Genomic DNA, 24,294 nt, shown 5'->3' with positions numbered 1-24,294 from the left:
GGGCAATCCGCCGGACAGGCCGGTCATGCGGCATCTCCACACCAGGCCACGGCCAGGCGCACCAGCTTGGCGGGTGAATCGGCGCCCAGCTTGGCCTTCAACGACTGCTTGTGGGTCTCGATGGTCTTGACACTGCGGTTGAGCGCGTCGGCGATCTCGCGCGTCGAGCGGCCCTCGGCCACCAGGCGCAGCACCTCGATCTCGCGGGCCGACAGTTCCGGGCGCTCGGCGCCCTTGTCGCGCCCGGCCATGCGCCGCAGCACCGCCCCGCCGAGCCGCGGGCTCAGGTAGATCCCGCCGGCCATCACGGCATCGACGGCATCGAGGATGGCCTGGGTGGACGCTGACTTCATGACATAGCCGTCGGCACCGGCGCGCAGCGCGCGCTCGGCGTACAGGGTCTCGTCCATCGACGTGAGCACGACGATGCGCAGGGTGGGATGGGCCTCGCGCAGCGTGGGCAGCGCGGTCAGGCTGAAGTCGTCTCCCAAGCCCAGGTCGAGCATCAGCAGGTCGCAGCGATGCCCGGCCAGCCAGGCCCGCGCCTCGCGCAGCGACGAGGCCTCGGTGACCTGCGCGCGGCCGGACAGCAGGTGCCGCACGCCGAGGCGGAAGATGTCGTGGTCGTCGACGACCAGCGCCGTCGGCAAGGCCTGGTCGTCACCCATGCGCAGCACGCCCCGTCGACAACCTGGAGCAGACGGACGCCCATCGCGGTGAGCTTGCCCGGGCAGGGGGGCACGCAGTACTTCTCATGAACCGATCCCGGTGAAACCGACGGATCAGACCCGTCGCCGTTGTGGCCGCTTGACCATCACATATGATGCAAACGATCATAACCCCATCCCTGGGGTGCCTCGGGCGCGGCCCGTGGCCCAGGTGGGTACCCGCGGAGTCTGCCATGCCGACGGTCATGCCGCCGTGCCATGGCCCAATGGCGCCGCAGTGGCTCTTCGAGCAGGCAAGGTGCATGCCGACCGATTGGAACTTCGACTTCAGCACCGCGGCCCGCATGGGCGGCCTGATCTACCTGCTGATGCCGGCCACCGTGTGGGTGATCCTGCATGGCCGTCACGGGCAGGGCAGCCTGCTGGCCTGGTGCGTTGGGGCAAGCTTGTATGGCATGGGCTTCGTCCTGATCGGCCTGCGGGGCACAGCGCCTGACTGGCTGTCGATCTACATCGGCAATCTGCTGGCGTTCGCCAGCTTCCCCGTGGCGGTGGCCTCGCTGCGCATGGAGATGGCCCAACGCCCGCGCTGGGACATCGGCGCCATGGCGCTGGCGGGATCGATGCTGCTGTTCCTGCTGGCGGATGCGGTGTCGGTCGGCTGGCGCGTGCTCACGGTCAATGCCATCACGACCATTGGCACGCTGTGGCTCGGATGGACGGCCGCACAGGTCTGGCGCGCCACCGGCCTGCACGTGGCGCGCATGGTCGCCCTGGTCTACCTGGTGATGGCCGCGGTGCTCGTGGCGATGACCGCGGATGTCGGCCTCGGCGGCTGGGCCATGTTCGCCGCACCGCGCCCCGCTGGTTCGGTGACGATCGCCGTCGTCACGGCGTTCGTCGTCGCGCTGTACGCCAACCTCGGCTTCATGGGCCTGGCCATCGAACGGGCGCACCGCCATGAGCTGGAACAGACCCAGCAACTGGCCAGCGAGTCGGCCCAGCGCCTGGCCGCCGAGCAGCACGCCGGCCAGCTGCGCGCCTGGCTCGACGAACGCGACGAAATGCTGCGCCTGCTGGCCCATGAGGTGCGCCAGCCGCTGAACAACGCCACCGCAGCGCTTCAGGCCGCCCAGCGCGCGCTGGCCCCATCGGGCTCCGACTCGGCCGCGGCAGGCCAGCGGGTGCAGCGTGCCGAACTCGTGCTGGGCCAGATCATCGGCACGCTCGACAACACGCTGGCCGCCACCGCCCTGCTGGCCAGCCCCGACCGGGTGGAGCGGCGCGACAGCGATGTCGAAGCGCTGGTGGCCCTGTGCATCGGCGACCTCGATGCGTCACAGCGCCATCGCGTCGCCGTGCGCACACAGGCCGATGCCCGCACCGCGTCGATGGACGCCGGCCTGATGCGCCTGGCGCTGCGCAACCTGCTGAGCAATGCGCTCACCTATTCGCCGCCGGAGTCGCCCGTGGTGCTGCTGCTGACCGACAGCGACGACCCGCTGGCGCTGGTGTTCGAGGTGATCGACGAGGGACAGGGCGTCGACGAGGCACTCGCCGCACGGCTGTTCGAGCGCGGCGTCCGTGGCGACCATGGCAACCCCGGGCACGGCCTGGGCCTGCACGTGGTGCGCCGGGTGATGGACCTGCACGGCGGCAGCGTCGACCTGAGGCCGAATCCGGCCGGCGGCACGATCTTCCGCCTGACACTGCCGCAGGACCGGGCCGACGACGCGTCGCCGATCAGCCGCCCGCCGACCAGCCATCGCGCGCGCCACGGAACGCAGGGACAGGATCAGGCCGGTCTCAGCACTGCGCGGAACACGTAGCCGACCCGGGCCTGGGTGAGCAGCGGCACCGGCAGCGGCGTGGCGCGTTCGACGCGGCGCCGCAGCCGATACACCGTGGCGCTGAGGAGGTTCTCGCCTTCGGCCGTGGCCGGATGGCCCAGGCTGCGGCACAGCGTGTCGCGCGGCACCACGCTGCCCTCGGCGTCGAGAAAGCACTGCATCAACGCCATGTCGGCGTCGCTGAGGGCGATCTGCGCCCCGTCGGGCGCCACCAGGCGGCTGCTGCGCAGATCGAGCAGCCAGTCTTGCGACACCGGCGCGGCCACCCGCCGCTGGACGCCGCGGATGGCCACCACCACCTGGTCGAAGCTGACCGGCTTGGCCAGGTACATGTCGGCACCGGCATCGATGACCGACGCGAACACGTCCGGCGCCGCGCGACCCGACACCACCACCACGCCGACCTGCGTGCGACGGCGCAACAGGCCGATCAGGTCGACGCCGTCGACGCCGGGCAGCATGAGATCGACGATGTAGAAGCCGAAGCCGAACGGCGCAGCGCTGGTGAGCAGGTCGTTGCTGTCCGCGAAGCGGCTCACGTCGACGCCCAGTGACTGCAGGTGCTGCGCCAGGAACTCGCTGTACTCGGCGTCGTCGTCGACGAGCGCCAGGGTCCGCGGCAAGGTCGAGACGGTGTCGGCAGGCATCCGTTCCAGTCTATGCGAGCGCGCTCGCGCACGGCGCGTCGTCCCCCCCCAGTCGGGTGGGCCGCAGGCCGCGACCGTTGCACATTGCCGCTACATCTGGGTCGCAATCCTCACCGGCGGGCACGCTTGGGACGCGTCGCCCGGCCGCAGGCTGCCGCTATGCTCGCGCCTTCCCGGCGACCCCGCTGTCCTGCTCCCCCGACGTTCGATGATCGACACCCCCCGCCCCGGACCATCGCCCAGGCGCCTGCGCACGCCGCGGCGGTGGCTGGCCGCGGCGCTGTCCACGCTGGCTTTGATGGGGCCGGGCACCGCCGCACCGGCCCGCGGGGCCGACAGCGGCCCGTGCGACCTGCAATGGCAGGTGACACCGAGGCTCGACGCGTCGCCCAGGCACCTGGCGGTGACGCTGAGCTTCGACACCGGCTCGCGCACCCGCACCGAGCTGCGGCTGTCGACCCCAGCGGTTGGCGCCACCGACACACCGGCCTCGCCCGAGCCGTCCATCGACCTCGAGACCGAAGACCCCCAGCACCACCTCGAGACGCCGCCAGGCCCGCCCGGGGTACGCGTCGTGCGCCACCGGCCGGGCACGCGCGTGGTGCTGCGCTACCGCGTCGTATCGCCGCTGGCCGATGCCGACACCGCCAGCCCGGACGACCCGACCCAGCCGCTGTTCGGTGCCCGCTGGTTCCAGGTCGACGGCCTGGCGCTGCTGCCGGTGATGCCGGTGCTGCCCGAGACCGCCGACCGCGCGTCGCCGCGGCTGTGCCTCGACTTCGACGGCCTGCCCGAAGACAGCTGGTGGATCGGCAGCCACGGGGCCCGGCAGGGCGCCGCCGCACGCTGGCGCGTGGTCGGGCCCGTGGCACTGCTGCGCGACGCGGTCTACCTGGGTGGCGCGCTGCAGGTGCGCGAGCGCCAGGCGGCGGGCCGGTCGGTGTGGACCGCCATGCCGCTGCAGGTGCCCTGGGCGGTGCCCATCGACACGGTGGCCGACCGGGTGGCGCGCGTCGCCGAGGTGCCACGCCAGTTCTGGCGCGACACCACGCAGCCCCATCAACTGGTGGTGCTGCAGCCCAGCCGTCGACCCACCGGCACGGTCGGTGGCATGGCCTTGCACCAGGCGCTGGTGCTGCAGGTGCCGGACGACTTTGCGCTGCCCAGCGACGCGATGGATCGCCTGGTCATGCGGGCCCAGCTGCGGGCCTGGTTTCCCGACCGCTTCGGCCCAACGGCCTATGCCGGACGGCACGACGAGGCCCAGCGGCGCTGGTTCACCGAAGGCTTTGCCGACCATTACGCGCACCGCCTGCTGGTGCACGCCGGGCTGTGGACGCTGGACGACCTGGCCCGGGTGACGAACGCTCGCGTCGGCCGCCACGCCGGCGTCCCGCCCGCACGCAGCGATCGCGCCGGCACCGGGGCCTTGCACCTCAACGACGCGTCCACGCTGGAGGCATCGGCACTGCGCGGCGAATGGCTGGCCCTGCGCTGGCACGCCGCGCTGCGCGCCCAGGGCCACCCGGGGCTGGACGCGGTGATGGCCCAGATGATGCTGCCCGCGGCGCTGGCGCAGCGCGAAGGCCCGCTGAGCAAGCCGCTGGTGACGCACCGCCTGCTGGCGGCGCTGCGCCCCTGGCTGGGCGAAACGCCGCTGCGCGACCTGAGCACCCACATCGACCAGGGCCGCCCGCTCGACTTCGGTGATTCCACCCTGGGCCCGTGCTTCGCCTTCGACCCTGCGGGGCCGGCGCGCTACCGGGCCCGTCCCGACGCGCTGGCCCAGGCACCCTGCAAGGCCTGGATGGGCATCGGCCTGGACGCCGGCGAGGCGCTCGCGGCGGTGGGTCGGCCGGGCCACCTGGCCACATTGGCCGCGGCCGGCGACGACGCAGCGGCGCCGCGCGCGATCACCTCGAAGGCACGCAAGGGCGCCAAGGCCACCCGATCGGGCCCATCCGGCAAGACCGCCAAGGCCACGAAATCGACCAAGGCGTCGAAGGCCAAGGCGGCCGGCGGTGCGTCGAAGGCCAAGGCCGCCAAGGGCCCGAAGACCCGGCCGAAACCGGCGGCGCTGCGCACGGCGCGGTGACGCACGCGCCGGCGGGCGAGTCCGTCTGCGTGACCGGCGACGCCTGGTGCTACCGACCGCCCGGTGGCGCGATCCACTCGGCCCCGGCCGGCACGCGACCGGGGTCTCGGGCGACCGGCCGCGGCGACGTCACCGGGCTGCTCTCACCCGGCGGCCCCTCGGCCTGTCGCCGCGCCACCTGGGGCGCGGCGGCGCTGGTGCCGCCCAGCGTCGACCGCGTGCCGCTGAAGAAGCCGGGCACCCGCAGGCCGCGCAGCGTCGGCGTGCGGTCACTCGGGGCGAACCACTGGGGGCGATCGATCTCGGACTCTCCGCGGCGCGGCCCGTTGCCGGAATAGCTCGCCACCTCGTCGCGCGACACGACATAGCCGCCCGCCACCAGCACGCCAGCGCCGTTGGCCAGGTTGGACAGCGTGAAGCGGTCGTCGATGTAGCTGGTGTCGTTGACGTCCGTGCCCTCGTGCTCGAAGCGGGTGCGCTGGGGTCGGCGCGCGCCGACGATGATGTCGTCGCGCTCGACCCAGGCGTGCACCACGGCAGCCGCCGTGTGCGTCGATCGCACCTCGATGGTCCAGAAGCCAGGCCGTCCCGGCGTGCGCGGGATTTGCCGTGACCGGGCCGTCGACACCATGGCCACCAGCACCAGGTGCCCGCGCAGGCCCTGGGCCACCTGGCGCGCGAACACCACGCCGGCCTGCAGCGTGCCATCGGCATCGCGCAGCGCGACCGCCTGGCCCACGCCCACCGGCGCGGCCGTGGCCACGCCGTCCGGGCCGGTCACCGTGACCGAGAAGCCGTCGGGCCCCATCTGCGCCGAGGTCGGCAGCCACAGTTCGACGAAACTGTCGTGCCCGCAATCGGGCGGCACGCCCACCAGGAAGCGCCCGGGCTGGCCGGCATGCACCGAGCGGCAGGCGTGGATGCGCTGCGTGTCCGCCGTCTCGACGGCCGGTATCAACTCGATCCGCCGCACCACAGGATCGGCCGCCGCTGTGGCGCCGCCCTTGACCGGCCCAGGGCCTTGCACCCGACGCCCACGCGCCACCGTGCGCCGCCGCGGGTCGCCGGTGTTGCCGGCCGCGGCCACGATCGTCACGCGCCCTTTCCAGTGCACCACCAGTTCGGCCAGCGCGCGTTCGGCCATCGAGGTGCCGTCGTGCGGGCCGGCGATGCTGCCCAGGCTGATGTTGATGACCGTCCGCCAGTCGGTGACGCCGGCCAGCTCGGCCGCCGCCCGGGTGCGCTGGACGATGTACCGGGCCCCGTCGACCACGTGCATGCCCAGCGAGTCGCCCGAGGTGTCGCCCACCGTCTGGTCGGGCAATTGCACGAAGACGATCGGCATGCTGGCGGCGTCGCGCTCACGCCGTTCGGTGGCGGCCAGCGGCCCGGCCATCAGGTGCAGCACGCGGGCGCCATGGGTGCGGTCGGGCTGGCCCCACTCCGCGCGGCCCAGTGCCTGGTAGACCAGTCGCTCGCCGCGTTCGCCGAGCCGGCGGCAGCCAGGTTGGCGCAGCACCGCCTCGATGTCGGATCGGGACAGTTCGCTGCCATAGCCGCAGGGCAGGCCGCGCGGGCCAACGCCGTAACGCATCCAGGGGCCGGGCACCAGGGGCGCGGGCTCCTGGTCCCAGACGGCCAGGAAGCGGCTGGCTCCGGTGGGGCTGCGGTAATCCTGATGGGCGAGGCAGCAGCCGTCGTCGATGACGCCCAGCGTGACCGTCTGTCCGGCAGGCAAGGCATCGGTCCACGGCACGGCCCCGTCGTTGCGATCGACCTGCTTGCAAGGCGCGCCCAACTGAAAGCGCTGGAGCGTCCCGTCGGCCACACCGGCCAGCAGGTGGGGCAGCAGGCTCCGGTGCAGGAGGGCGGTGTGGAGGCGCGAGTAGGGCGCGCGATCGACCGAGGCGGCGAAGCCGGCCCGCAGCAAGGGGCCGTCGACCGGATGGCTGCGCTCGACCCTGGCGGCCCAGGCGGCCATCGCATCGGCGGCGTTGGCCGCCTCGAACTCGACCATCACCGGCAGGTGCCGCGGCCGCTCGTCGCCGCCATGGCGGGCATGGCCGCTGAGAACATCCCACGCAAGGTAAGCGTCCACGCAGCGCTCGCCGCCAAGCTGGAGGTCGTCCAGCGTGGTGTCTGCCGGCGGCGAGATCACGGCGCCCCCCATTCCTTGGCCGCCTGCGCCCACAACCAGGCGAAGGGGCTGGGCGGCTGGGGTGACATGGTCGTCGTCGCCCCCTCGGCCCCGGCGGCCCGATTCGCTGTCTGGGCCAGGGGCACCAGGTGGGCCCTGACCAGGAAGTCAGCCAGTTCGCGACCATCCTTGCTGTCGACCGGAAAATGCAGGCCGGCCACCTCGCGGTTCTCGCCGATGCGATGGGCCAGGTCGCCCAGCATCGGTTCGATGGCCTTGAGCCAGGCGTCGGCGGCAGCCGACAGTGCGCCGGTCTTCGGGTCGACCTTGTGCGCGGTCTGGGTGCTCTTCACCAGATGGAACAGCACCCGGCTGACCAGTTGCGACTCGGTGGCGTGGCCGCTCGGGTAGGTGGAGAAGCCGGGCGTGGGCACCATCGGGTGGATGCGCGGCGACAACTCGTGCGGCCGCGGCAGGTTCAGCATGACCTTGGCCCGCTGGACGACGAACGAGCCGTACGACACGACCACCCGCATCAGCTCGAGCGTGCGTGGCGTGCGCCGGCCGCTGAGCGGCAGGATGTTGGCCCAGAACGCCGGGTTGAAGGTGAGTTGGGCCTGGATCTCGGCCGCGCGTTCGGCGCGCAGGTCTGCCGCCAGTTCAACCTGCGCCAGTTCATCGCGAAACGCCTCGGCGGCTGGCGCCGTCAGCGGATGAGACGCGCCGCTGTCGTTGACCACCACGTTGAGTGCGGTGGCCGACCTGGGCACCAGCGAGAGGCCCTGGATCAGGTCCATCACGATCACCTGCTGTCGCGGGTTGGCCGCCAGGCCCGCCAGCGCGTCGTCGGCGCGTGTGCCCGGCCAGCCGTCCGGGCGGTCGAGTGCCGCCAGTGCGGTGTCCGTCGGGATCCCGATCACCAGGGCTTCGCGGGTGCGCTCGGTGGCCAGGGCCGTGCCGCCACCGCGGCCGGCGTTGCCGCCATCCCAGCCGTCCCAGCCATCCCAGCCGTCTTGCGTGCTCATGTCGTTCCCCTGTGGTTCATTGCAGTTCGATCGGACCCAGCGGCAGCCCGGCATCGTGCAAGGCCTTGCCGAAGGTTTCGGCCAGCCCATACCGGGCGCCCGGCGAGCGGGCGATGAATTCGGCCACCGTGAGGCGCGGCTCCAGGCGCAGCACGTGCCGCACGCTCTGCCGCGCCTCGTCCAGCCGGCCGGCCATGGCCAGCGCGATGGCCAGCACGCGGTGGGTGGACACGTGCTCGTGGTTGAGCCGCAGCGAGGTCTGCGCCGAGTCGATGGCCCGTGACCAGTGGCCCGCGGACAGCGCCGCACTGGCCTGGATGCTGAGGTAGAAGTGGCGCGACGGGTCGAGCGGCGACAGGCTCACGGCGCGATCCACGTGCTCGAGCGCCCCGGCGCCGTCGCCGCGGAAGCTGCGCGCATTGCCCTTTTGCAGCCAGGCCAGCGATTCGTTGGGGTTGATCGACAAGGCCTGGTCGTAGTACGTCTCGGCCAGGTCGAGGTCCTTGACGAAGCTGGTGTGCACGTTGCCCAGCATGGTCAGCGCGAGCGACGAGTCGGGGTCGAGATCGATGGCGCGGTGGGCGCAATCGAGCGCCTGGCGACCATCGGCCTCGCGGTCGTCCGTCCAGCCCTGCACCACGCGGAACAGGTGCCAGCGCGCCAGCCAGGCCAACGGGCCGGCGTGGCGCGGCGCGCGCTCGTGCAGGGTTTCGAGCGCTTGGCGGGCCAGGTCGAAATCGCGCGGCGCCAGCCGGTACAGCAGGCTGATCGCGGCCAGCAGCAGCGTGTGGCTCTCCAGGTTGGGCAGGGCCATGCTGCGCACGCTGCGCACCTCGTGCGCAAACACCGCACGCGAGATGCCCGCCACCAGTTCGAGCACGAGCTGGCTGTCGGGGTGCAGCACGGCCAGTTCCTGGTCGGCCACGGTGTGCGTCCACAGCACGCGGCTGGACGCCGCGTCGGCCAGTTCGGCGTGCACCTGCACCCGCCCGCCCGCCACCCAGTAGCGGCCGGAGACGACGAAATGCGCCCCCAGCAGCCGGGCGATCTGCGCCACCGGCGCGTCGCGGTCGCGGAAGCCGAGGGTGGACAGGCGGGAGATGACATTGATCGAATCGCTCCTGGACAGCACGCCGATGACCTGGTCGGCGATGACATCGCCGAGCACCATCCCGTCTGGCTCCTTCGCATAGGCCGCGAACGGGATCACCGCCACCGTGGGCCGGAGGTTGTCGGGGCCGCGCGGACCGGACATGAGGTCGCCATCGGCACCGACGGGTGTCAGGCGATGGATGCGGATGGGGGTGGGCACACCGTCCAGATGTTGTTCGCCCAGGTCGTGCAGGTCACCATCCAACGAGGGGATGAGTTGCCCGGCCAGTGCCGCCGAGACGAGGGTCTCGCCGTCGCGGGCCAGCGTGGCCAGTCGTTCGGCGGCTGTCAGGTCGAGCGAGGCCGAGGCCTCGGCGCCGACGATGCCGACGCCCAGGCTCAGCTCGGCCAGCGGGCGTTGCGCCAGCTGGTGCAGGCGGCCCGCGCAGGCCGCGGCCGCCCGCGCCTCCGGCAGTTCGGCCGTCAGCAGGCGCTCGGCACGCGACAGCCAGCGGCCGCCGCGGTCGGCGAGGAAGGCGGCGGCGTCGGTGGCGAACTGCGCCATCGACGCGGCATCGACCGCCTCACCGACCCGCGCGCACAGCAGCACGCGGTCGCGCCGCAGCACCAGCGCCAGCAGATCGGTGGTGGCCTGCACCGGATCGGCCACCGGCGGCAGCGGCAGCGGCGCAGCCGCCAGCGGCTGCGCCTCGACCACCTGGGCAAACTGGTAGCCGCGCGAGGGGATCGTCGCGATGGCCTGGGCGCCCAGCACGCGACGCAGCGCCGAGATCTGCACCGACAGGTTGTTCTCCTCGACGACGAGCCCGGGCCAGGCCATGTCGAGCAGTTCGGCCTTGCCGACGACGCGGTCTCGGTGCTCGATCAGTGCGAGCAGCACGTCGAACGCACGGGCGCCGAGCATCGCAGGGCGTCCGTCGATCAGCACCACGCGTTCGTCGGGGCGGACTTCGCAGCGGCCGAAGCGCAGGCGGGTGGGCACGTGAGTGATTCCTTCTCCAGTGAGTGACGCGTCCGGGACGCGCTTCCGAGCGCCCCAAGGACGCCGCCTTGCGGCGCCCGTCCCCCGCGGGAACCCAGGAAAGTGGGAGAGCCGCATTGCGGTGTGAGAAGACGACGGGCCGCCCCCGAGTCTTCTCATCGCCGCGATGGACGCACGACAGTCGTCCGCATTGGGGGCGCACTGACTCGGACGCGAATTTACCTGCGCCACGGACATTTAGGAACGCTTAGCAGCGCCAAAGGACGCCGACCACCATCCCAAAGGACAGTGCATCCACGAAATGAAGGAGGACCACCATGGTCGAATCGATGATCTCAACGAGCCTGGCCCGGCTGGAACGTGAACTGGCGGGGCTGGGGGCCGGCAGGCCCGCCAGCGCGCCGATGCCCGCGTCGGCCTACGCCGAACGGGGCAGCGCCTCGGCACCGTCGGGCAGCCACCTGGCCGACGTGCTGGACGAGTTGGACACCGGCGTGGTGGTGTGCGACGCCATGGGCCGCGTGCAGTTGGTGAATGAGGCGGCCCGCCGCGAACTGGCCGGCGGCGGCGTGCTCCAGCTCGACGTCGACGGCGGCCTGTCGGTCGACGGCAGCCCCAGCGTGGCACTGCAGCGGGCGATGCACAACGCAGCGGTCAACGGGCTGCGGCAACTCGTGCCCCTGGGCACCGGCTCGCGCCGCCTGATGGTGGCGGTGCAACCGACGCGCGGCACGCCAGGGTCGAGCGCTGGATCGGTGCTGCTGCTGGGCCGTCGCAAGCTGTGCCCGGACCTGGCCGTGCAGATGCTGGGGCGGCTGGTCGACCTCACTTCGGCCGAGCAGTCCGTCCTGGCCAGCCTGCTGGCCGGCGAGCGGGTGACGGCGCTGGCCAAGAACAGGGGCGTGGCGGTGTCCACCGTGCGCACCCAGGTGGCGGCGCTGCGCTCCAAGTTCGGCGTGCGCCGCATCGAGGACATCACCCGCCTGGTGGCCGAGCTGCCGCCGATGATGGGCGCGCTGCGCAGTCCGCTGCCGTTCCACGCGCCGGCCCCGCTGCGCCGGCCGCCGGTGGCGCTGGAGGGATCGACCCCGTCGATGGCGCACCTGGCACGGCCGCCCGAGGCCGCGCGCACGGCGCTGCACGGCTGAGAGGCTGAGAGCCGCCTGCTGGCGGCTGCGTCCTATTGCCGTCAGGTCCGGCAAGGGACCGCCACCTAGAATTCCGGGTTGTTCTGTCAACAACCCTGGAAACGACATGTTCGACAAGGAAGACGAAGGCGCTGGCATCGGCCTGTGGGTGGTGATCGGCGTGATCACCCTGCTGCTGTTTGGCCTGATCGCCGGTCTGGCGATTCGACAGGCGCACGGCAAGGCGGCGCCCGTGGCCAAGGTGGCCGTCGCAGCCAGTGCGGCCGACATCGTGATCATCCCGCCGGATGCCGCCTCGGCGGTGCCGGCCGAGCCGCCCACCGCCGCCTCGGCCGCGGCCCAGGCGGCCTCGGTCGTCGCGGCGCGCATGTCGGCCGAGGTGCTGGCACCGGCCCAGGACGGCCTGCTCGACGGCCCCAATGCCGGCGCGCTGGCCGGGGTGCTGTACTTCGGCGTCGGGGGTGCCGAGCTGCCCGCCGATGCGCAGACCGAACTGGCCAAGGTGCTGCAGACGCTCACCGCCCTGCCCGACACGCGCGTGGTGCTGTCGGGCTTCCACGACGCCAGTGGCGACCCCGCCAAGAACGCCGAGCTGGCCAAGGCGCGAGCCAAGGCGGTGCGCGCGGCGCTCGAGGCCGCCGGCGTGGACCCGATCCGCATCGCACTGCGCCGGCCCGAAGCCACCGTCGGTGGCGGCAGCCCGCAGGATGCCCGCCGCGTCGAGATGCGATTGGTCAAGTGATCCGTTGATTGGCCCGACCGTGCCATGATGGCGCGGTCCACCGTCCTCCGCTGACCTTGCCGTTCCGGTCGGCGCCGCACTGGCGCCCCATGACCTCCCCCACAGCCACCACCGCCCCGCCCACGCTCAGCACCCTGCCGATCGAGGGCATGACCTGCGCGTCCTGCGTGGCCCGCGTCGAGCGCGCGCTGTCCAGGGTGCCGGGCGTCCAGCGGGCCAGCGTCAACCTGGCCACCGAGATCGCCAGCGTCGAAGCCTCGGCCGACGTCACCGTGCCGGTGCTGGTGGCGGCCGTGCAGAAGGCCGGCTATGCCGTCGGCGAGCGCACCGTGGCGCTGTCGATCGACGACATGACCTGTGCGTCCTGCGTGGCGCGGGTGGAGCGCGCGCTGCAGCGCGTGCCCGGCGTGCTCGAGGCCACGGTGAACCTGGCCACCGAAACCGCCTCGGCCCGTGTGCTGGGCGACGTGGACCCGGCCGCGCTGGTGGCCGCGGTGACGCGCGCAGGCTACGGTGCGCACACGCGCAGCGATGCCGACGCCGCGCCGGCCAGCGCCCCGCCGGGCCCCCCGCTGTGGCCGGTGCTGGTGGCCGCGCTGCTGTCGCTGCCATTGGTGCTGCCGATGCTGGCGATGCCCTTCGGCATCGACCTGATGGCCCCCGGCTGGGTGCAATGGCTGCTGGCCACGCCGGTGCAGTTCGTCCTGGGGGCGCGCTTCTACCGCGCCGGCTGGCACGCGCTGCGCGCCGGCAGCGGCAACATGGACCTGCTGGTGGCGCTGGGCACCTCGGCCGGCTACGGCCTCAGCGTCTACCTGCTACTCGCCCACGGCGGACACGAGGGCATGGCGCCGCACCTTTACTTCGAATCGTCGGCGGTGGTCATCACGCTGGTGCTGCTGGGCAAGTGGCTGGAGGCGCGCGCTAAGCGGCAGACCACCCAGGCCATCCGCGCACTGCAGGCGCTGCGCCCCGACACGGCCCGGGTGCTGCGCGACGGCAGCGAGCACGAGGTGCCGCTGGCCGAGGTGCGCGTCGGCGACCTGGTGCGGGTGCGGCCCGGCGAACGCGTGTCGGTCGACGGGGTGGTGACCGAAGGCGCCAGCCATGTCGACGAATCGCTGATCACCGGCGAAAGCCTGCCGGTGGCGCGGCGCGTGGGCGACAGCGTCACCGGCGGCGCCGTCAACGGTGAAGGCCTGCTGCTGGTGCGCACCAGCGCGGTGGGCGCGGAATCGACGCTGTCGCGCATCGTCCGGCTGGTGGAGTCGGCCCAGGGGCAGAAGGCGCCGATCCAGCGCCTGGTGGACCGCGTCAGCGCCGTCTTCGTGCCGGTGGTGATGGGCATCGCGCTGCTCACGCTGCTGGGTTGGGGCCTGGGCACCGGGCTGTGGGCCGAGGCGGTGATCCATGCGGTGTCGGTGCTGGTGATCGCCTGCCCCTGCGCGCTGGGGCTGGCCACGCCCGCGGCCATCATGGCCGGCACCGGCGTGGCCGCGCGCCACGGCATCCTGATCAAGGACGCGCAGGCCCTCGAGGTGGCGCATGCGCTGCGGGTGGTGGCCTTCGACAAGACCGGCACGCTCACCGAGGGCCGGCCGCAGCTCGTCGGCGCCCGGGCGGTCGACGGCGACGAGACCGCCCTGCTGGCCGCCGCGGCGTCGCTGCAGGCCGGCAGCGAGCACCCGCTGGCCAAGGCCGTGCTGGCCGCGGCACAGGCCCGCGGCATCGCGGTGCAGCCGGCCGGGCAGATCACGGCGGTGGCCGGCCGCGGGGTGTCGGGCCTGTCGGTCGATGGTCCCACCCCGGGCCGCGCGCTGCGCCTGGGCAGCGGCGGCTGGATGGCCGAGCTGGGCGTCGACCTTGGCCCGCTGGCCGAGGCATCGGCGGCGCTGCAGGCCGAAGGACGCACGGTGTCGTGGCTGGCCGAGCTGGGCCCGTTGCCGCGGCTGCTGGGCCTGCTGGCCTTCGGCGACGCGCTCAAGCCGGGCGCCGCCCGCGCCATCGCTGCGCTGAAGGCGCAGGGCATCCGCACGGTGCTGATCAGCGGCGACAACCGCGGCGCCGCCGAGCGCGTCGGCCGCGAACTGGGCATCGACCAGGTCGAAGCCGAGGTGCTGCCCGCGCGCAAGGCCGAGCTGATGGCCTCGCTGCGCCGGCCCGGCGCGCCGGTGGCGATGGTCGGCGACGGCATCAACGACGCGCCCGCCCTGGCCGCTGCCGACGTGGGCATCGCCATGTCCACCGGCACCGACGTGGCCATGCACGCCGCCGGCATCACGCTGATGCGCGGCGATCCGGCCCTGGTGGCCGATGCCATCGACATCTCGCGCCAGACCTGGCGCAAGATCCGGCAGAACCTGTTCTGGGCCTTCGCCTACAACGCGGTGGGCATCCCGCTGGCCGCCTTCGGCTGGCTCAGCCCGGTGGTGGCCGGCGCGGCGATGGCGCTGTCGAGCGTGAGCGTGATCTCCAACGCCCTGCTGCTGACGCGCTGGCGGCCACGCTGAGCCCGCGCCGGCAGGCGCCCGGGGTCATTGACGCGGCGCACGGCCGGCGCGATATTGGCGCGGCGGTTCATGCCGGTCGAAATGAGTGCCCCGAGGACGCCTTGCGGCGCCCGTCCCCGCGGGACCCATGACGGTGCCTGAGCTGCGTTTCCTCGAAAGGGCCAACCCACCATGCTGCGTCTGCTCCTGCTGTGCTGCCTGTGGCTGACCGGCTGTGCCACGGCGCCGCCGACCGATCGATCGATCGACCACCTGTTCGATGACGCCGCCGTGGCGCCACCCACGGTGCCGATCGATCCCGCCGCCGTGCTGGCGCCGAGCCCGCGCATGAAGGCCTACCTGCGCGAGGTGATCGAGCCGCGGGTGGGCCGCCTCGCGTCGCACCAGCGGGTCATCGAGGCGCTTTACGACGACAAGAACCTCAAGCTCCTCTACGACACCGAACTCACCCGCAATGCGGCGGAGGCTTTCGACGCCCGCCGCGGCAACTGCCTGTCGCTGGTGCTGATGACCGCGGCGCTGGCCCGCGAGCTGGGCCTGTCGGTGCGCTTCCAGTCGGTGGAGGTCGAGGAAACCTGGGGCCGCGACGGCGATCTGGTGCTGTTCGTCGGCCATGTCAACCTCGCACTCGGCCGCAGCCTGCCGGGCAAGCGCGTGCTCGATGGCCCTGGCGACTGGCTGACCATCGACTTCCTGCCCAATGCCGACCTCTCGCGGCAGCGCAGCACCGAGATCGACCAGGCCCGCATCCTGGCCATGTACATGAACAACAAGGCCGTCGAGGCGCTGGCCAGCGGCCAGGTCGACGAGGCCTACTGGTGGGCCCGCGAGGCCCTGCGACAGGACCGCAGCTTCGTCAGCGCCGTCAACACGCTCGGCGTCGTGCACCAGCGCCGGGGCCGCCCTGCCCTGGCCGAAGCGGCGCTGCGCCACGTGCTGTCGCTGGAACCGACCAATTCACATGCCCTGGGCAACCTGCAACACGCGCTGCTGCAGCAAGGCCGCACCGCCGAGGCCGAGGTCGTGTCCCGGCAACTGGCGCTCCTGCAGCCGACCACGCCCTTTGCCCTGCTCGACCACGGTCGGCAGGCCATGGACCGGGGCGACTACGCTCTGGCGCGGCGCCGCTTCGAGCAGGCCTTGCGCCGCGGCGGCGACTATCACGAGTTCCACTTCTGGCTGGCCCAGGCGCTGGCCAAGCTGGGGGATGTGGCGGGCGCGGCGAAACAGCTCGAACTGGCGAAGGAGGGCAGCAGCACCCAACGCCTGCAGGCGATGTACGCCGGCAAGCTGCAGCGCCTGCGCGAGCAATGGGTGCATTGATCGCAGCGGCGCGCCTCACGCCCAGCGGTCCCAGGCCCTGGCCCCCACGGGCTGGCCCCACAGGTCGATCTGCACCGGCGTTCCCACGTGGGTGTGCCGGGCGGCCTCGCCGCGCACGTAGCCCATGCCGATGCAGGCGCCGGCCTTCAGGCTCCAGCCCACGGACGACAACTCGCCCACCGCCTGGCCGTCGACGAGCAGGCTCTCGCCGCCCCACACCCAGTGCGCCGGGTCGTCGAGCACGACGGTGAGCAGCTTCTTCGCGGGCGGCTGATCGCGCCTGGCCAACAGGGCCTCTCGGCCGATGAAGGACGACGCCTTGTCGAGCCGGACGCCCGCCCACAGCCCAGCCTCCACTGGCGATTCGTCCGGGCCCAGTTCGGCGCCCCAGGCGCGGCGGCCAGCCTCGATGCGCAGCGCGTCGAGCGCGAAGTAGCCGGCGTCGACAAGACCCAGGTCCTCGCCGGCCTCGCGCAGCGCAATGTCCACGTGCCGCGCCACTTCCACCGGCACGTACAGCTCGTAGCCCGGCCCGCCCACGTAGGCCATGCGCGCCGCGCGCACGCGCGCCAGGCCGAGGTCGATCTCACGGCTGTGCGAGAACTTCAGCGTGCCCAGGTCGTCGGGCGTCAGCCGCTGCAGCAGTTCGCGCGAGCGCGGGCCCATCACCGACAGCAGGCTCCACAGCGGGCTGACGTCGGTGAGCACCGCCTGCTGCTGCGCGCCGATGTGGCGGCCGATCCAGTCGGCATCGCGCGTGGGCTGGGCCGAGCCGGTGACGACGAGGAAGCGATCTTCGGCCAGGCGGATCACCGTGCAGTCGCTCTCGAAGCCGCCGCGCTCGTTGAGCATCGCGGTGTAGACCATGCGGTCCACCGGCACGTCCATCTCGTTGGCGCACAGGCGCTGCAGCACGGCCAGCGCGTCGCGGCCCTGCAGCAGCAGCTTGCCGAAGGAGCTCTGGTCGTACATCGCCACGGCCTCGCGGGTGGCACGCATCTCGGCGCACACCCAGGGCAGCCAGCCCGGCGTGCCCAGGCCGTGCGGCGGCGCCGCCTGGCCGGCCGGGCGGAAGTAGTTGGCCCGCTCCCAGCCGAACCTGGAGCCGAATTCGGCGCCCCGAGCCGCCAGCCGGTCGTACAGCGGCGAGGTGCGCAGCGGCCGCGCACTGGCCAGCTCCTGCCGCGGCCAGCGCATCGCATAGTGCAGGCCCAGGGTCTCGCCGGTGCGCTGCGACAGCAGGCGCCGGTTGGCCATGAAGGGGCCAAAGCGGCGAAGGTCCACGTCCCACAGGTCGGACGGCGCCTCGCCGCCGGCGATCCATTCGGCGATCAGCCGGCCGGCGCCGCCCGAGTTGGCGATGCCGGCCGAATTGAAGCCGGCACAGACGAAATAGTGGCTCAGCCCCGGGGCCTCGCCGAGGATGAAGTTGCCATCGGGCGTGAAGCTCTCGGGCCCGTTGAGCAGCATCTTGATCTCGGCCGTCTCCAGGCACGGCGTGCGGTGCATCGCGGTCTTCATCAGCGGCTCGAACTGGTCCCAGTCCTCGTCGAGCAACTGGAACTGGAAGCTGGCCGGGATCGGGTCCACCGTCCAGGGCTTGGCCACCGGCTCGAAGCCGCCCATCAGCAGGCCACCCACCTCTTCCTTGTAGTAGATGAAGCCGTCGGGGTCGCGCATCACCGGCAGCATGGGGTGCACGCCCTCGATGCGGCCGGTGACGATGTAGAAGTGCTCGGCCGAATACAGCGGCACGTTCACGCCGGCCAGCGCGCCGAACTGCCGCGCCCACTGGCCGGCGCAGTTGACGAGCACCTCGCAGGCGATCTCTGCCTCTTCGCCGTCGCCCTCGGTCGGCCGCACGCGCACGCCCCGCACGCGCCGGCCGTCGGCGCCCTGCTCGTCCAGCACGGCGGTCACCTCGATGCCCTCCAACAGCCGGGCACCGCGTTGGCGCGCCCCCTTGGCCAGCGACATGCACAGGTCGGCCGGGTTGGCCTTGCCGTCGCCGGGGATCCAGATCGCGCCCTGCAGGTCATCGGTGCGCATCACGGGGTACAGGTCGCCGGCCTCGCGCGGCGTGAGCACCTGCACCTCGATGCCGAAGCTGCGCGCCAGCGCGGCCTGCTTGTGCAGCACCTGCATGCGCTCGGGCGTGCTCGCCACGTTGAGGCTGCCGCAGGCCTTCCAGCCGGTAGCCAGTCCCGTCTCCGCCTCGAGCGACGCGTACAGGCCGATGCCGTAGGTGCTCATCCGGGTCATGTTGCGGTTGGGGCGCATCTGCCCCACCAGCCCGGCGGCGTGCCAGGTGGTGCCGCTGGTGAGCTTGCCCTGTTCGAGCAGCAGCACGTCGGTGATGCCGAGCTTGGCCAGGTGGTAGGCCGTGGAACAACCGGCGATGCCGCCGCCAACGATGACCACGCGGGCCTGGGTGGGAAGTGCCATGTCGATTGCTGCGCCGGCTCTGGCGCCCCACGGCGCCTGCACGCAGAATAACGCGATGGACGACAGCGCCCGCCTGACTTGGCACGAGCACGAGGACAGCGTGCCGGCCGAGCCTGGCCTCGTCGTGGACCAGGGCCTCGGCGATGCGAACGAGGCCGCCGCGCCGCTGCACGAGGTGCGGCCGATGTCCTGCTTCGTGCACAAGGCCGATGGCCATGTCATCGGTGGCGCGGTGGGCCGGCGCTGGGGCCGCTGCGGCGAACTGCAGCAACTTTGGGTGGACGCCTCGCAACGCCGGCAGGGCCTGGGCGCGCAGTTGGTTCGGCGTTTCGAAGACCTGGCCCGCCGGCACGGCTGCACGCAGGTCTACCTCGAGACCTTCAGTTTCCAGGCACCGCGCTTCTACCGGGCGCTGGGCTACCGCGAACTGGCCGCCATCGACGGCTTCGCACCCGGCATCGTCAAGTTCACGATGCTGCATCCGCTGAACGACGCGTGACCGACGCGCGACCGCTCGGCATCGCGAGCCTGCTCGCGCCCCACAACCGCATTCCACAGGAGTGATCCCATGGCCGAAGTGGCAGCCGGCGGCAAGTCCGGCAAGGTCGTCATCCGCAACATCGGGCTGCTGCTCTCGGGCGACATCGACCGGCCGGTGCTCGACGCCGACACCATCGTCGTCGTCGACGGCCTCATCACCGCGGTGGGCCGCGAGAAGGATTGCGACACCGCGCAGCCGACCACCCTGATCGACGCCCGCCAGACCTGTGTCGCACCCGGGCTGATCGACAGCCACGTGCACCCGGTGTTTGGCGACTGGACGCCACGGCAGAACCAGCTCGGCTGGATCGAGAGCACGATGAACGGCGGCGTCACCACCATGATCTCGGCCGGCGAGGTGCACCTGCCCGGCCGCCCGAAGGACATCGTCGGCCTGAAGGCACTGGCCATCACCGCGCAGCGCGCCTTCGACAACTTCCGCCCCGGCGGCGTCAAGGTGCTGGCCGGCGCGCCCATCATCGAGAAGGGCATGACCGAGCAGGACTTTGCCGAGCTGGCCGCGGCCGGCGTCACCCTGCTGGGCGAAGTGGGCCTGGGCTCGGTGAAGGCCGGCTACGAGGCGCAGCAGATGGTGGCCTGGGCCCGCAAGCACGGCATCCAGAGCACCATCCACACCGGCGGGCCCAGCATCCCCGGCTCGGGCCTGATCGACAAGGACGTGGTGCTCGAGGCCGATGCCGACGTCATCGGCCACATCAACGGCGGCCACACCGCCCTGCCCGAAGCGCATGTGTGCGAGCTGTGCGAGAAGAGCAGCCGCGCCATCGAGATCGTGCACAACGGCAACGAGAAGGTGGCCATCGCCGCCGCGCAGGCCGCGATGCAGCTGAAGTGCCCGCACCGGGTGATCCTGGGCACCGACGGCCCCGCCGGCTCGGGCGTTCAGCCGCTGGGCATGCTGCGCATGGTGGCGCTGCTGTCGTCGCTGGGCGGCATCCCGGCCGAACTGGTGTTCTGCTTTGCCACCGGCAACACCGCGCGGCTGCGCCGGCTGAACTGCGGCCTGATCGAGCCCGGCCGCGACGCCGACTTCGTCTTCATGGACCGGGCACAACACTCTGCGGGCCGCACGCTGCTGGAGAGCGTGCAACTGGGGGACATCCCCGGCGTGGGCATGGTGATGATCGACGGCCTGGTGCGCTGCGGGCGCAGCCGCAACACGCCACCAGCCACCGAGGTGCCGGTGGTGCTGTCAGGAGGCCATTGAAGGCCCGAGGCGTTGGCGGCGAACCCGGCACCGAGTGGCCCGCGGGCCACTCAGGCGATCACCGGCCGGCTTCGCCGTTGACGCGCAAGGACAGCCGCTCGAGGCGGTAGCGCAAGGTGTCGCGCGACACGCCCAGCAGGCGCGCCGCCTGGGTCACGTTGTCGTTGGTGCGGGACAGGGCCTGCTGGATCAGCCGGCGCTCGGTGCGCTCGAGGTTGAGGTCGCCGCCGTCGTCGTCGGGCACCACGGCCGATTCGGCATCCGGGGTGGCGGCCCACAGGAAGCCGAGCTCGCGCAGGCCCACCTGGGTGCCCTGGCACAGCAGCACGGCTTGCTCCATCGCGTTGCGAAGCTCGCGCACGTTGCCGGGCCAGCGGTGCGACATCATGGCCGACTCGGCTTCCGGCGCCAGCGAGATATCGCCCTTGCGATAGCGCTGGCCGTGCCACTTCAGGAAATGGTTGGCCAGGCGCAGGATGTCGGTGCCACGCTCGCGCAGCGGCGGCACCTTCAGTTCGATGATGCGCAGCCGGTAGTAGAGATCGGCCCGGAACTGTCCGGCCTTGACCATCTGGTCGAGTGGTCGGTGTGTGGCGCTGACGATGCGCACGTTGACCGACTGGTCACGCAGGCCGCCCAGGCGGCGGAAGCGCCGGTCTTCCAGCAGCTTGAGCAGCTTGACCTGCGTGGACGGCTCGGCCTCGCCAATCTCGTCGAGGAAGAGCGTGCCACCTTCGGCCGTCTCGACGAGGCCGGCCTTGCGCTGGCGTGCGTCGGTGAAGGCACCGCGCTCATAGCCGAACAATTCGGCCTCGACCAGTTGCGCCGGCAACGCGCCGACGTTGAGCTCGACGAAGGGCAGCGCCGCGCGCGCGCCGCCAAAGTGCAGCGCCTTGGCGACGAGCTCCTTGCCTGTGCCGGTCTCGCCCTGGATCAGCACGACCGGGGCCTCGCCGTCGTCGAGCTGCTGCTCGGACTCCAGCAGCAGCCGGACCTGCTGGCGCAGGGCTTCGATCGACGGCGACTCGCCGAGGATGCGGTCGACGCCGCTGGCCTCGGCATCGCGCCGGTTGTAGTAGCTGACGGCCGTCTCGAGCCGGTTGCGGCTCATCAGCCGCTCGAGCAGGAGCTTGAGTTCGCTCAGCGCCAGGGGCTTGGCCAGGTAGTCGGCCGCACCGGCCTTCATGGCGCTGACCGCCAACTCGGCACCACCGAAGCCGGTCATCATGACGACCTGCGCCTGCGGGTCGCCGCTGCGCATGCGCTCTAGCGCCTGCAGGCCATTCATGCCGGGCAGGTTGTGGTCAAGCAGCACGACGTCGGGCTTGAACTCGGTGTACATCGCCAGGCCCTGCTCGGCAGAACCGGCGAGTTGAACCTCGTAGCCCATCCGCCCCAGGTAGACGGCCAGGTTTCGGGCCAGTGTCTCTTCGTCGTCGATGATCAGGACGGCTCGTCCCATGTGCAAACTTGCCTTCGCCAGGCGGGGGCCGGCGTTGCGGGCAATTATCGGTGACGGCGTAGCGAGTTCGGCCATTGGGTCTGCTGGTTGGGTGAGCGCACCCTCCAAACCGAGGGCTGTGTCCACCCGTACGCGAAACTTGTGCCAGCCCGTGCGGCAGGCCGCCGCACCCGCAAGGCAGGCATGGGCCTTGGTGTTCGGGGGATTTCCCCCGGGTCGCGGCAGGGGGAAATCCCCCGAGCTGCACGCGGCGGATCACCCGCCGTGAATCGGAAGGCGCAGCTGCACCTGTGTGCCGCGGCCGGGTTCGCTGGTCAGCTCGACCTCGCCGCCGATGCGCTGCACGAAACGCCTCACGAGGGCCAGTCCCAGACCCAGGCCTCGCGGCTTGCCGGTTTGGAAGGGCTTGAAGGCCTCCCCCAGGCGCTCAGGCTCGATGCCGACGCCCGTGTCGCCCACCGTCACATGCACCCTCGCCCCCAGCCTCTCTGCCTTGAGGGTGACCGTGTCGCCCGAGCGGGTGGCCTCGACGGCGTTGGCCAGCAGCGAGTTCAGGACCTGCGCCAACAGCACCGGATCGGCGGCCACGGCTCCGAGAGACTGACCCAGCTCGACGCGGAACGGCTTGGATTGGGCCTGCAGCTCGGGCCCGAATCGGGCCGCCGCATCGGCCAGCGCGGTGTTGAGGTCGGCGCTGCCCAGGCGCTCGGCGGGATCGCGCACCCAGGTCAACAGTGTGCGCACCAAGTGCTCGACGCGGTCGACGTTGCGCACGATGTCGGCGTAGGCCGTGTCGGAATCGCCGAGGATCTCGTGCTGCAACTCGGCTGTGCTGCGGATGGACCCCAGCGGATTGCGGATGCTGTGGGCCACGGCGGCGGAGATCTCGCCGACCATCGCCAGTGCGTCGGCCTCGATCAACTGGGTGCGCTGTTCGCGCAATTGCTGTTCGGCACGGCGAACGAACCAGATCAGCGTGGCGAACAGGCACAGCCCACCCAGGGCAGATCCGGTCCAGACCAGCCGCCGACCCGACCGGATGGCATCGAACAACGCCGCCGGCTCGCGATACAGCTCGACCACCCCCACGAGCTCATTGCGCGCCTCGTCGTACACCGGCACGTAGTTCTCCACGTACCGCTTGTCCCGCGACGGCAGCAACACGTGCTCTGCCTTGTCCTGCTTTTCGGGGCCGGCCTCGGTGTGGATGACGAGCCTGCCCTGCAGGGCCTCGTCGAGCTCTTCGTTGGCGCCGAACTGCTGGCCGATGATCTCGGGACGACTCGACCACAACACACGCCGATCGGTGGAATAGACGTTGACGCGCTGCACATCGGGCATCGCCGACAAGTGAGTGCAGAACTCGACGAAGTTCGAACTGTCGAGGTTGCCACGTGTCCGCATGGATTGCGCCACGCGCTGGGTGTTGCTGACGCTCTGCACGAAGTCGCGGCTCAGCGCTGCATCGCGTTCGAGCATGCGCGCTTCGATGAAGCGGCTGAGCAGCAGCGCCATCACCAGACTGAAGGCGCCGATCGCGACCGCCCCGGCGATCGAGAACAGACGCATCAGGCGAAAGCCTCCGCCGGGCGTGGCCTGCCATGCGTTCGCGGTGCGCCTGCGCTTGAAGAATTGCATGGTCGGTGGTCCTGGAGAGGATGCGTCGGGCTCTGCCCGACGCAATATGCGTTCCTGCGGCGGCCCGTTCGCCGCCCACCCCCGGCACCGACGTCGCGGAGCGCCTGGGACGGCTCAGGCGGGTTGCGCGGCCGGCACCAGCGCCGCCGACACCAGCGCCACCAACCGGTCCTCGGGGTAGGGTTTGCCGAGCAGCACGCTGACCCCGGCGGCGGCGGCCGCGGCAGCATGGCGGTCGTCGGCCGAGGTGATCATGATGACGGTGATGTCTGCCGTGGGCCGATGCTGTCGGACGTGCCGGGTCAGTTCGAATCCATCGACCTCGGGCATCTCGACATCGGTGACCAGCACGTGAGGCGCTTCGATGGCGATCTTCCGCATCGCATCGGCCCCATCCTCCGCCAACACGACTCGGAAGCCGTGCTGGGCCAGGAGCCGATTGGTCTTCACCCGCACGACCTTCGAGTCGTCGGCCACCATCACCAGCAGTTCGGCTGGCGATGTTGGCGCGCGGGCTGCCTGGGCTTCCGCAGCCTCGCGGGCCGCCTGCGCTTCTGCAGCTTCGCGGGCGGCCTGGGCTTCTGCAACCTCGCGGGCGGCCTGGGCTTCTGCGGCCTCGCGGGCTGCCTGGGCTTCTGCAGCCTCGCGAGCGGCCTGGGCTTCTGCAGCCTCGCGAGCCGCCTGCGCTTCTGCAGCCTCGCGGGCGGCCTGCGCTTCTGCAGCCTCGCGGGCGGCCTGCGC

17 protein-coding genes are annotated in these 24,294 nt (G+C 71.8%); 8 read left to right on the top strand and 9 right to left on the bottom strand.

Annotated features, from left to right (window positions below):
- Positions 1-23 precede the first annotated feature (23 nt).
- Positions 24-668 carry a response regulator transcription factor gene (locus tag EOINJALH_RS27555; protein ID WP_088286266.1) on the bottom strand — a complete coding sequence of 215 codons (645 nt, stop codon included), beginning with the start codon at positions 666-668 and terminating at the stop codon, positions 24-26.
- 302 nt (positions 669-970) lie between these two features.
- Between EOINJALH_RS27555 and EOINJALH_RS27550 the strand changes: the two genes are divergently transcribed.
- Positions 971-2,497 (top strand): sensor histidine kinase KdpD, encoded by a 1,527-nt coding sequence (locus EOINJALH_RS27550; RefSeq protein ID WP_158219920.1) that lies wholly within the window; start codon positions 971-973, stop codon positions 2,495-2,497.
- Here the strand turns inward: EOINJALH_RS27550 and EOINJALH_RS27545 are convergent.
- A complete protein-coding gene (locus EOINJALH_RS27545; RefSeq protein ID WP_088286262.1) occupies positions 2,464-3,165 on the bottom strand; it encodes a response regulator transcription factor in 702 nt (233 codons plus the stop codon). The two genes, EOINJALH_RS27550 and EOINJALH_RS27545, sit on opposite strands and share 34 nt — an antisense overlap.
- Before the next feature lie 208 nt (positions 3,166-3,373).
- Here EOINJALH_RS27545 and EOINJALH_RS27540 point away from each other — a divergent pair, with 208 nt between their 5' ends.
- Positions 3,374-5,260 carry a hypothetical protein gene (locus tag EOINJALH_RS27540; protein WP_088286260.1) on the top strand — a complete coding sequence of 629 codons (1,887 nt, stop codon included), beginning with the start codon at positions 3,374-3,376 and terminating at the stop codon, positions 5,258-5,260.
- A 49-nt stretch (positions 5,261-5,309) separates the two neighbouring features.
- On the opposite strand, the gene EOINJALH_RS27535 is transcribed toward EOINJALH_RS27540, so the two are convergent.
- From EOINJALH_RS27535 to EOINJALH_RS27525, 3 genes are read right to left on the bottom strand one after another with little or no spacing between them, the layout of a single operon-like run.
- The gene (locus tag EOINJALH_RS27535; protein WP_144290200.1) at positions 5,310-7,418 is read right to left on the bottom strand and encodes a S8 family serine peptidase; all 2,109 of its coding nucleotides are present in this window, start codon (positions 7,416-7,418) and stop codon (positions 5,310-5,312) included.
- A complete protein-coding gene (locus tag EOINJALH_RS27530; RefSeq protein ID WP_088286256.1) occupies positions 7,415-8,422 on the bottom strand; it encodes a hypothetical protein in 1,008 nt (335 codons plus the stop codon). Before EOINJALH_RS27530 ends, EOINJALH_RS27535 begins: the two co-directional genes overlap by 4 nt.
- A gap of 16 nt (positions 8,423-8,438) precedes the next feature.
- The gene (locus EOINJALH_RS27525) at positions 8,439-10,517 is read right to left on the bottom strand and encodes a winged helix-turn-helix domain-containing tetratricopeptide repeat protein (protein WP_158219919.1); all 2,079 of its coding nucleotides are present in this window, start codon (positions 10,515-10,517) and stop codon (positions 8,439-8,441) included.
- Positions 10,518-10,834: 317 nt separating this feature from the next.
- On the opposite strand from EOINJALH_RS27525, the gene EOINJALH_RS27520 reads away from it, so the two are divergent.
- The 4 genes from EOINJALH_RS27520 (at position 10,835) to EOINJALH_RS27505 (ending at position 16,240) form a co-directional block, all read left to right on the top strand.
- Positions 10,835-11,665, top strand: coding sequence for a helix-turn-helix transcriptional regulator (locus EOINJALH_RS27520; protein ID WP_088286252.1), 831 nt, complete (start codon positions 10,835-10,837; stop codon positions 11,663-11,665).
- A gap of 106 nt (positions 11,666-11,771) precedes the next feature.
- Positions 11,772-12,407, top strand: a complete 636-nt coding sequence (locus tag EOINJALH_RS27515) for an OmpA family protein (protein ID WP_088286250.1) — start codon at positions 11,772-11,774, stop codon at positions 12,405-12,407.
- Between the two features lie 89 nt (positions 12,408-12,496).
- Positions 12,497-14,917, top strand: a complete 2,421-nt coding sequence (locus EOINJALH_RS27510) for a heavy metal translocating P-type ATPase (protein WP_088286248.1) — start codon at positions 12,497-12,499, stop codon at positions 14,915-14,917.
- A 171-nt stretch (positions 14,918-15,088) separates the two neighbouring features.
- Positions 15,089-16,240, top strand: a complete 1,152-nt coding sequence (locus tag EOINJALH_RS27505) for a tetratricopeptide repeat protein (protein ID WP_088286246.1) — start codon at positions 15,089-15,091, stop codon at positions 16,238-16,240.
- Positions 16,241-16,255: 15 nt separating this feature from the next.
- Here the strand turns inward: EOINJALH_RS27505 and EOINJALH_RS27500 are convergent, their stop codons facing one another.
- Positions 16,256-18,685: an FAD-dependent oxidoreductase gene (locus EOINJALH_RS27500; RefSeq protein ID WP_088286244.1), complete on the bottom strand. Its 2,430-nt coding sequence runs from the start codon at positions 18,683-18,685 to the stop codon at positions 16,256-16,258.
- 55 nt (positions 18,686-18,740) lie between these two features.
- Between EOINJALH_RS27500 and EOINJALH_RS27495 the strand changes: the two genes are divergently transcribed.
- Together EOINJALH_RS27495 and EOINJALH_RS27490 are read left to right on the top strand one after the other, a co-directional pair.
- Positions 18,741-19,184: a GNAT family N-acetyltransferase gene (locus EOINJALH_RS27495; RefSeq protein WP_088286242.1), complete on the top strand. Its 444-nt coding sequence runs from the start codon at positions 18,741-18,743 to the stop codon at positions 19,182-19,184.
- A gap of 69 nt (positions 19,185-19,253) precedes the next feature.
- A complete protein-coding gene (locus EOINJALH_RS27490) occupies positions 19,254-20,453 on the top strand; it encodes an amidohydrolase family protein (protein ID WP_088286240.1) in 1,200 nt (399 codons plus the stop codon).
- A gap of 58 nt (positions 20,454-20,511) precedes the next feature.
- On the opposite strand, the gene EOINJALH_RS27485 is transcribed toward EOINJALH_RS27490, so the two are convergent.
- The 3 genes from EOINJALH_RS27485 to EOINJALH_RS27475 all read right to left on the bottom strand — a co-directional run bounded on the left by EOINJALH_RS27485 (position 20,512) and on the right by EOINJALH_RS27475 (position 24,033).
- Positions 20,512-21,990 (bottom strand): sigma-54 dependent transcriptional regulator, encoded by a 1,479-nt coding sequence (locus EOINJALH_RS27485; protein WP_234414072.1) that lies wholly within the window; start codon positions 21,988-21,990, stop codon positions 20,512-20,514.
- Positions 21,991-22,170: 180 nt separating this feature from the next.
- Entirely contained in the window at positions 22,171-23,553 is a 1,383-nt protein-coding gene (locus tag EOINJALH_RS27480) for a sensor histidine kinase (RefSeq protein ID WP_088286236.1), read from the bottom strand.
- Positions 23,554-23,667: 114 nt separating this feature from the next.
- Positions 23,668-24,033, bottom strand: coding sequence for a response regulator (locus tag EOINJALH_RS27475; RefSeq protein ID WP_088286234.1), 366 nt, complete (start codon positions 24,031-24,033; stop codon positions 23,668-23,670).
- Positions 24,034-24,294 lie beyond the last annotated feature (261 nt).

This window comes from Ideonella sp. A 288 (assembly GCF_002198735.1).
Classification (GTDB): domain Bacteria; phylum Pseudomonadota; class Gammaproteobacteria; order Burkholderiales; family Burkholderiaceae_C; genus Pseudaquabacterium.
This window is presented reverse-complemented; position numbering and strand designations above follow the sequence as displayed.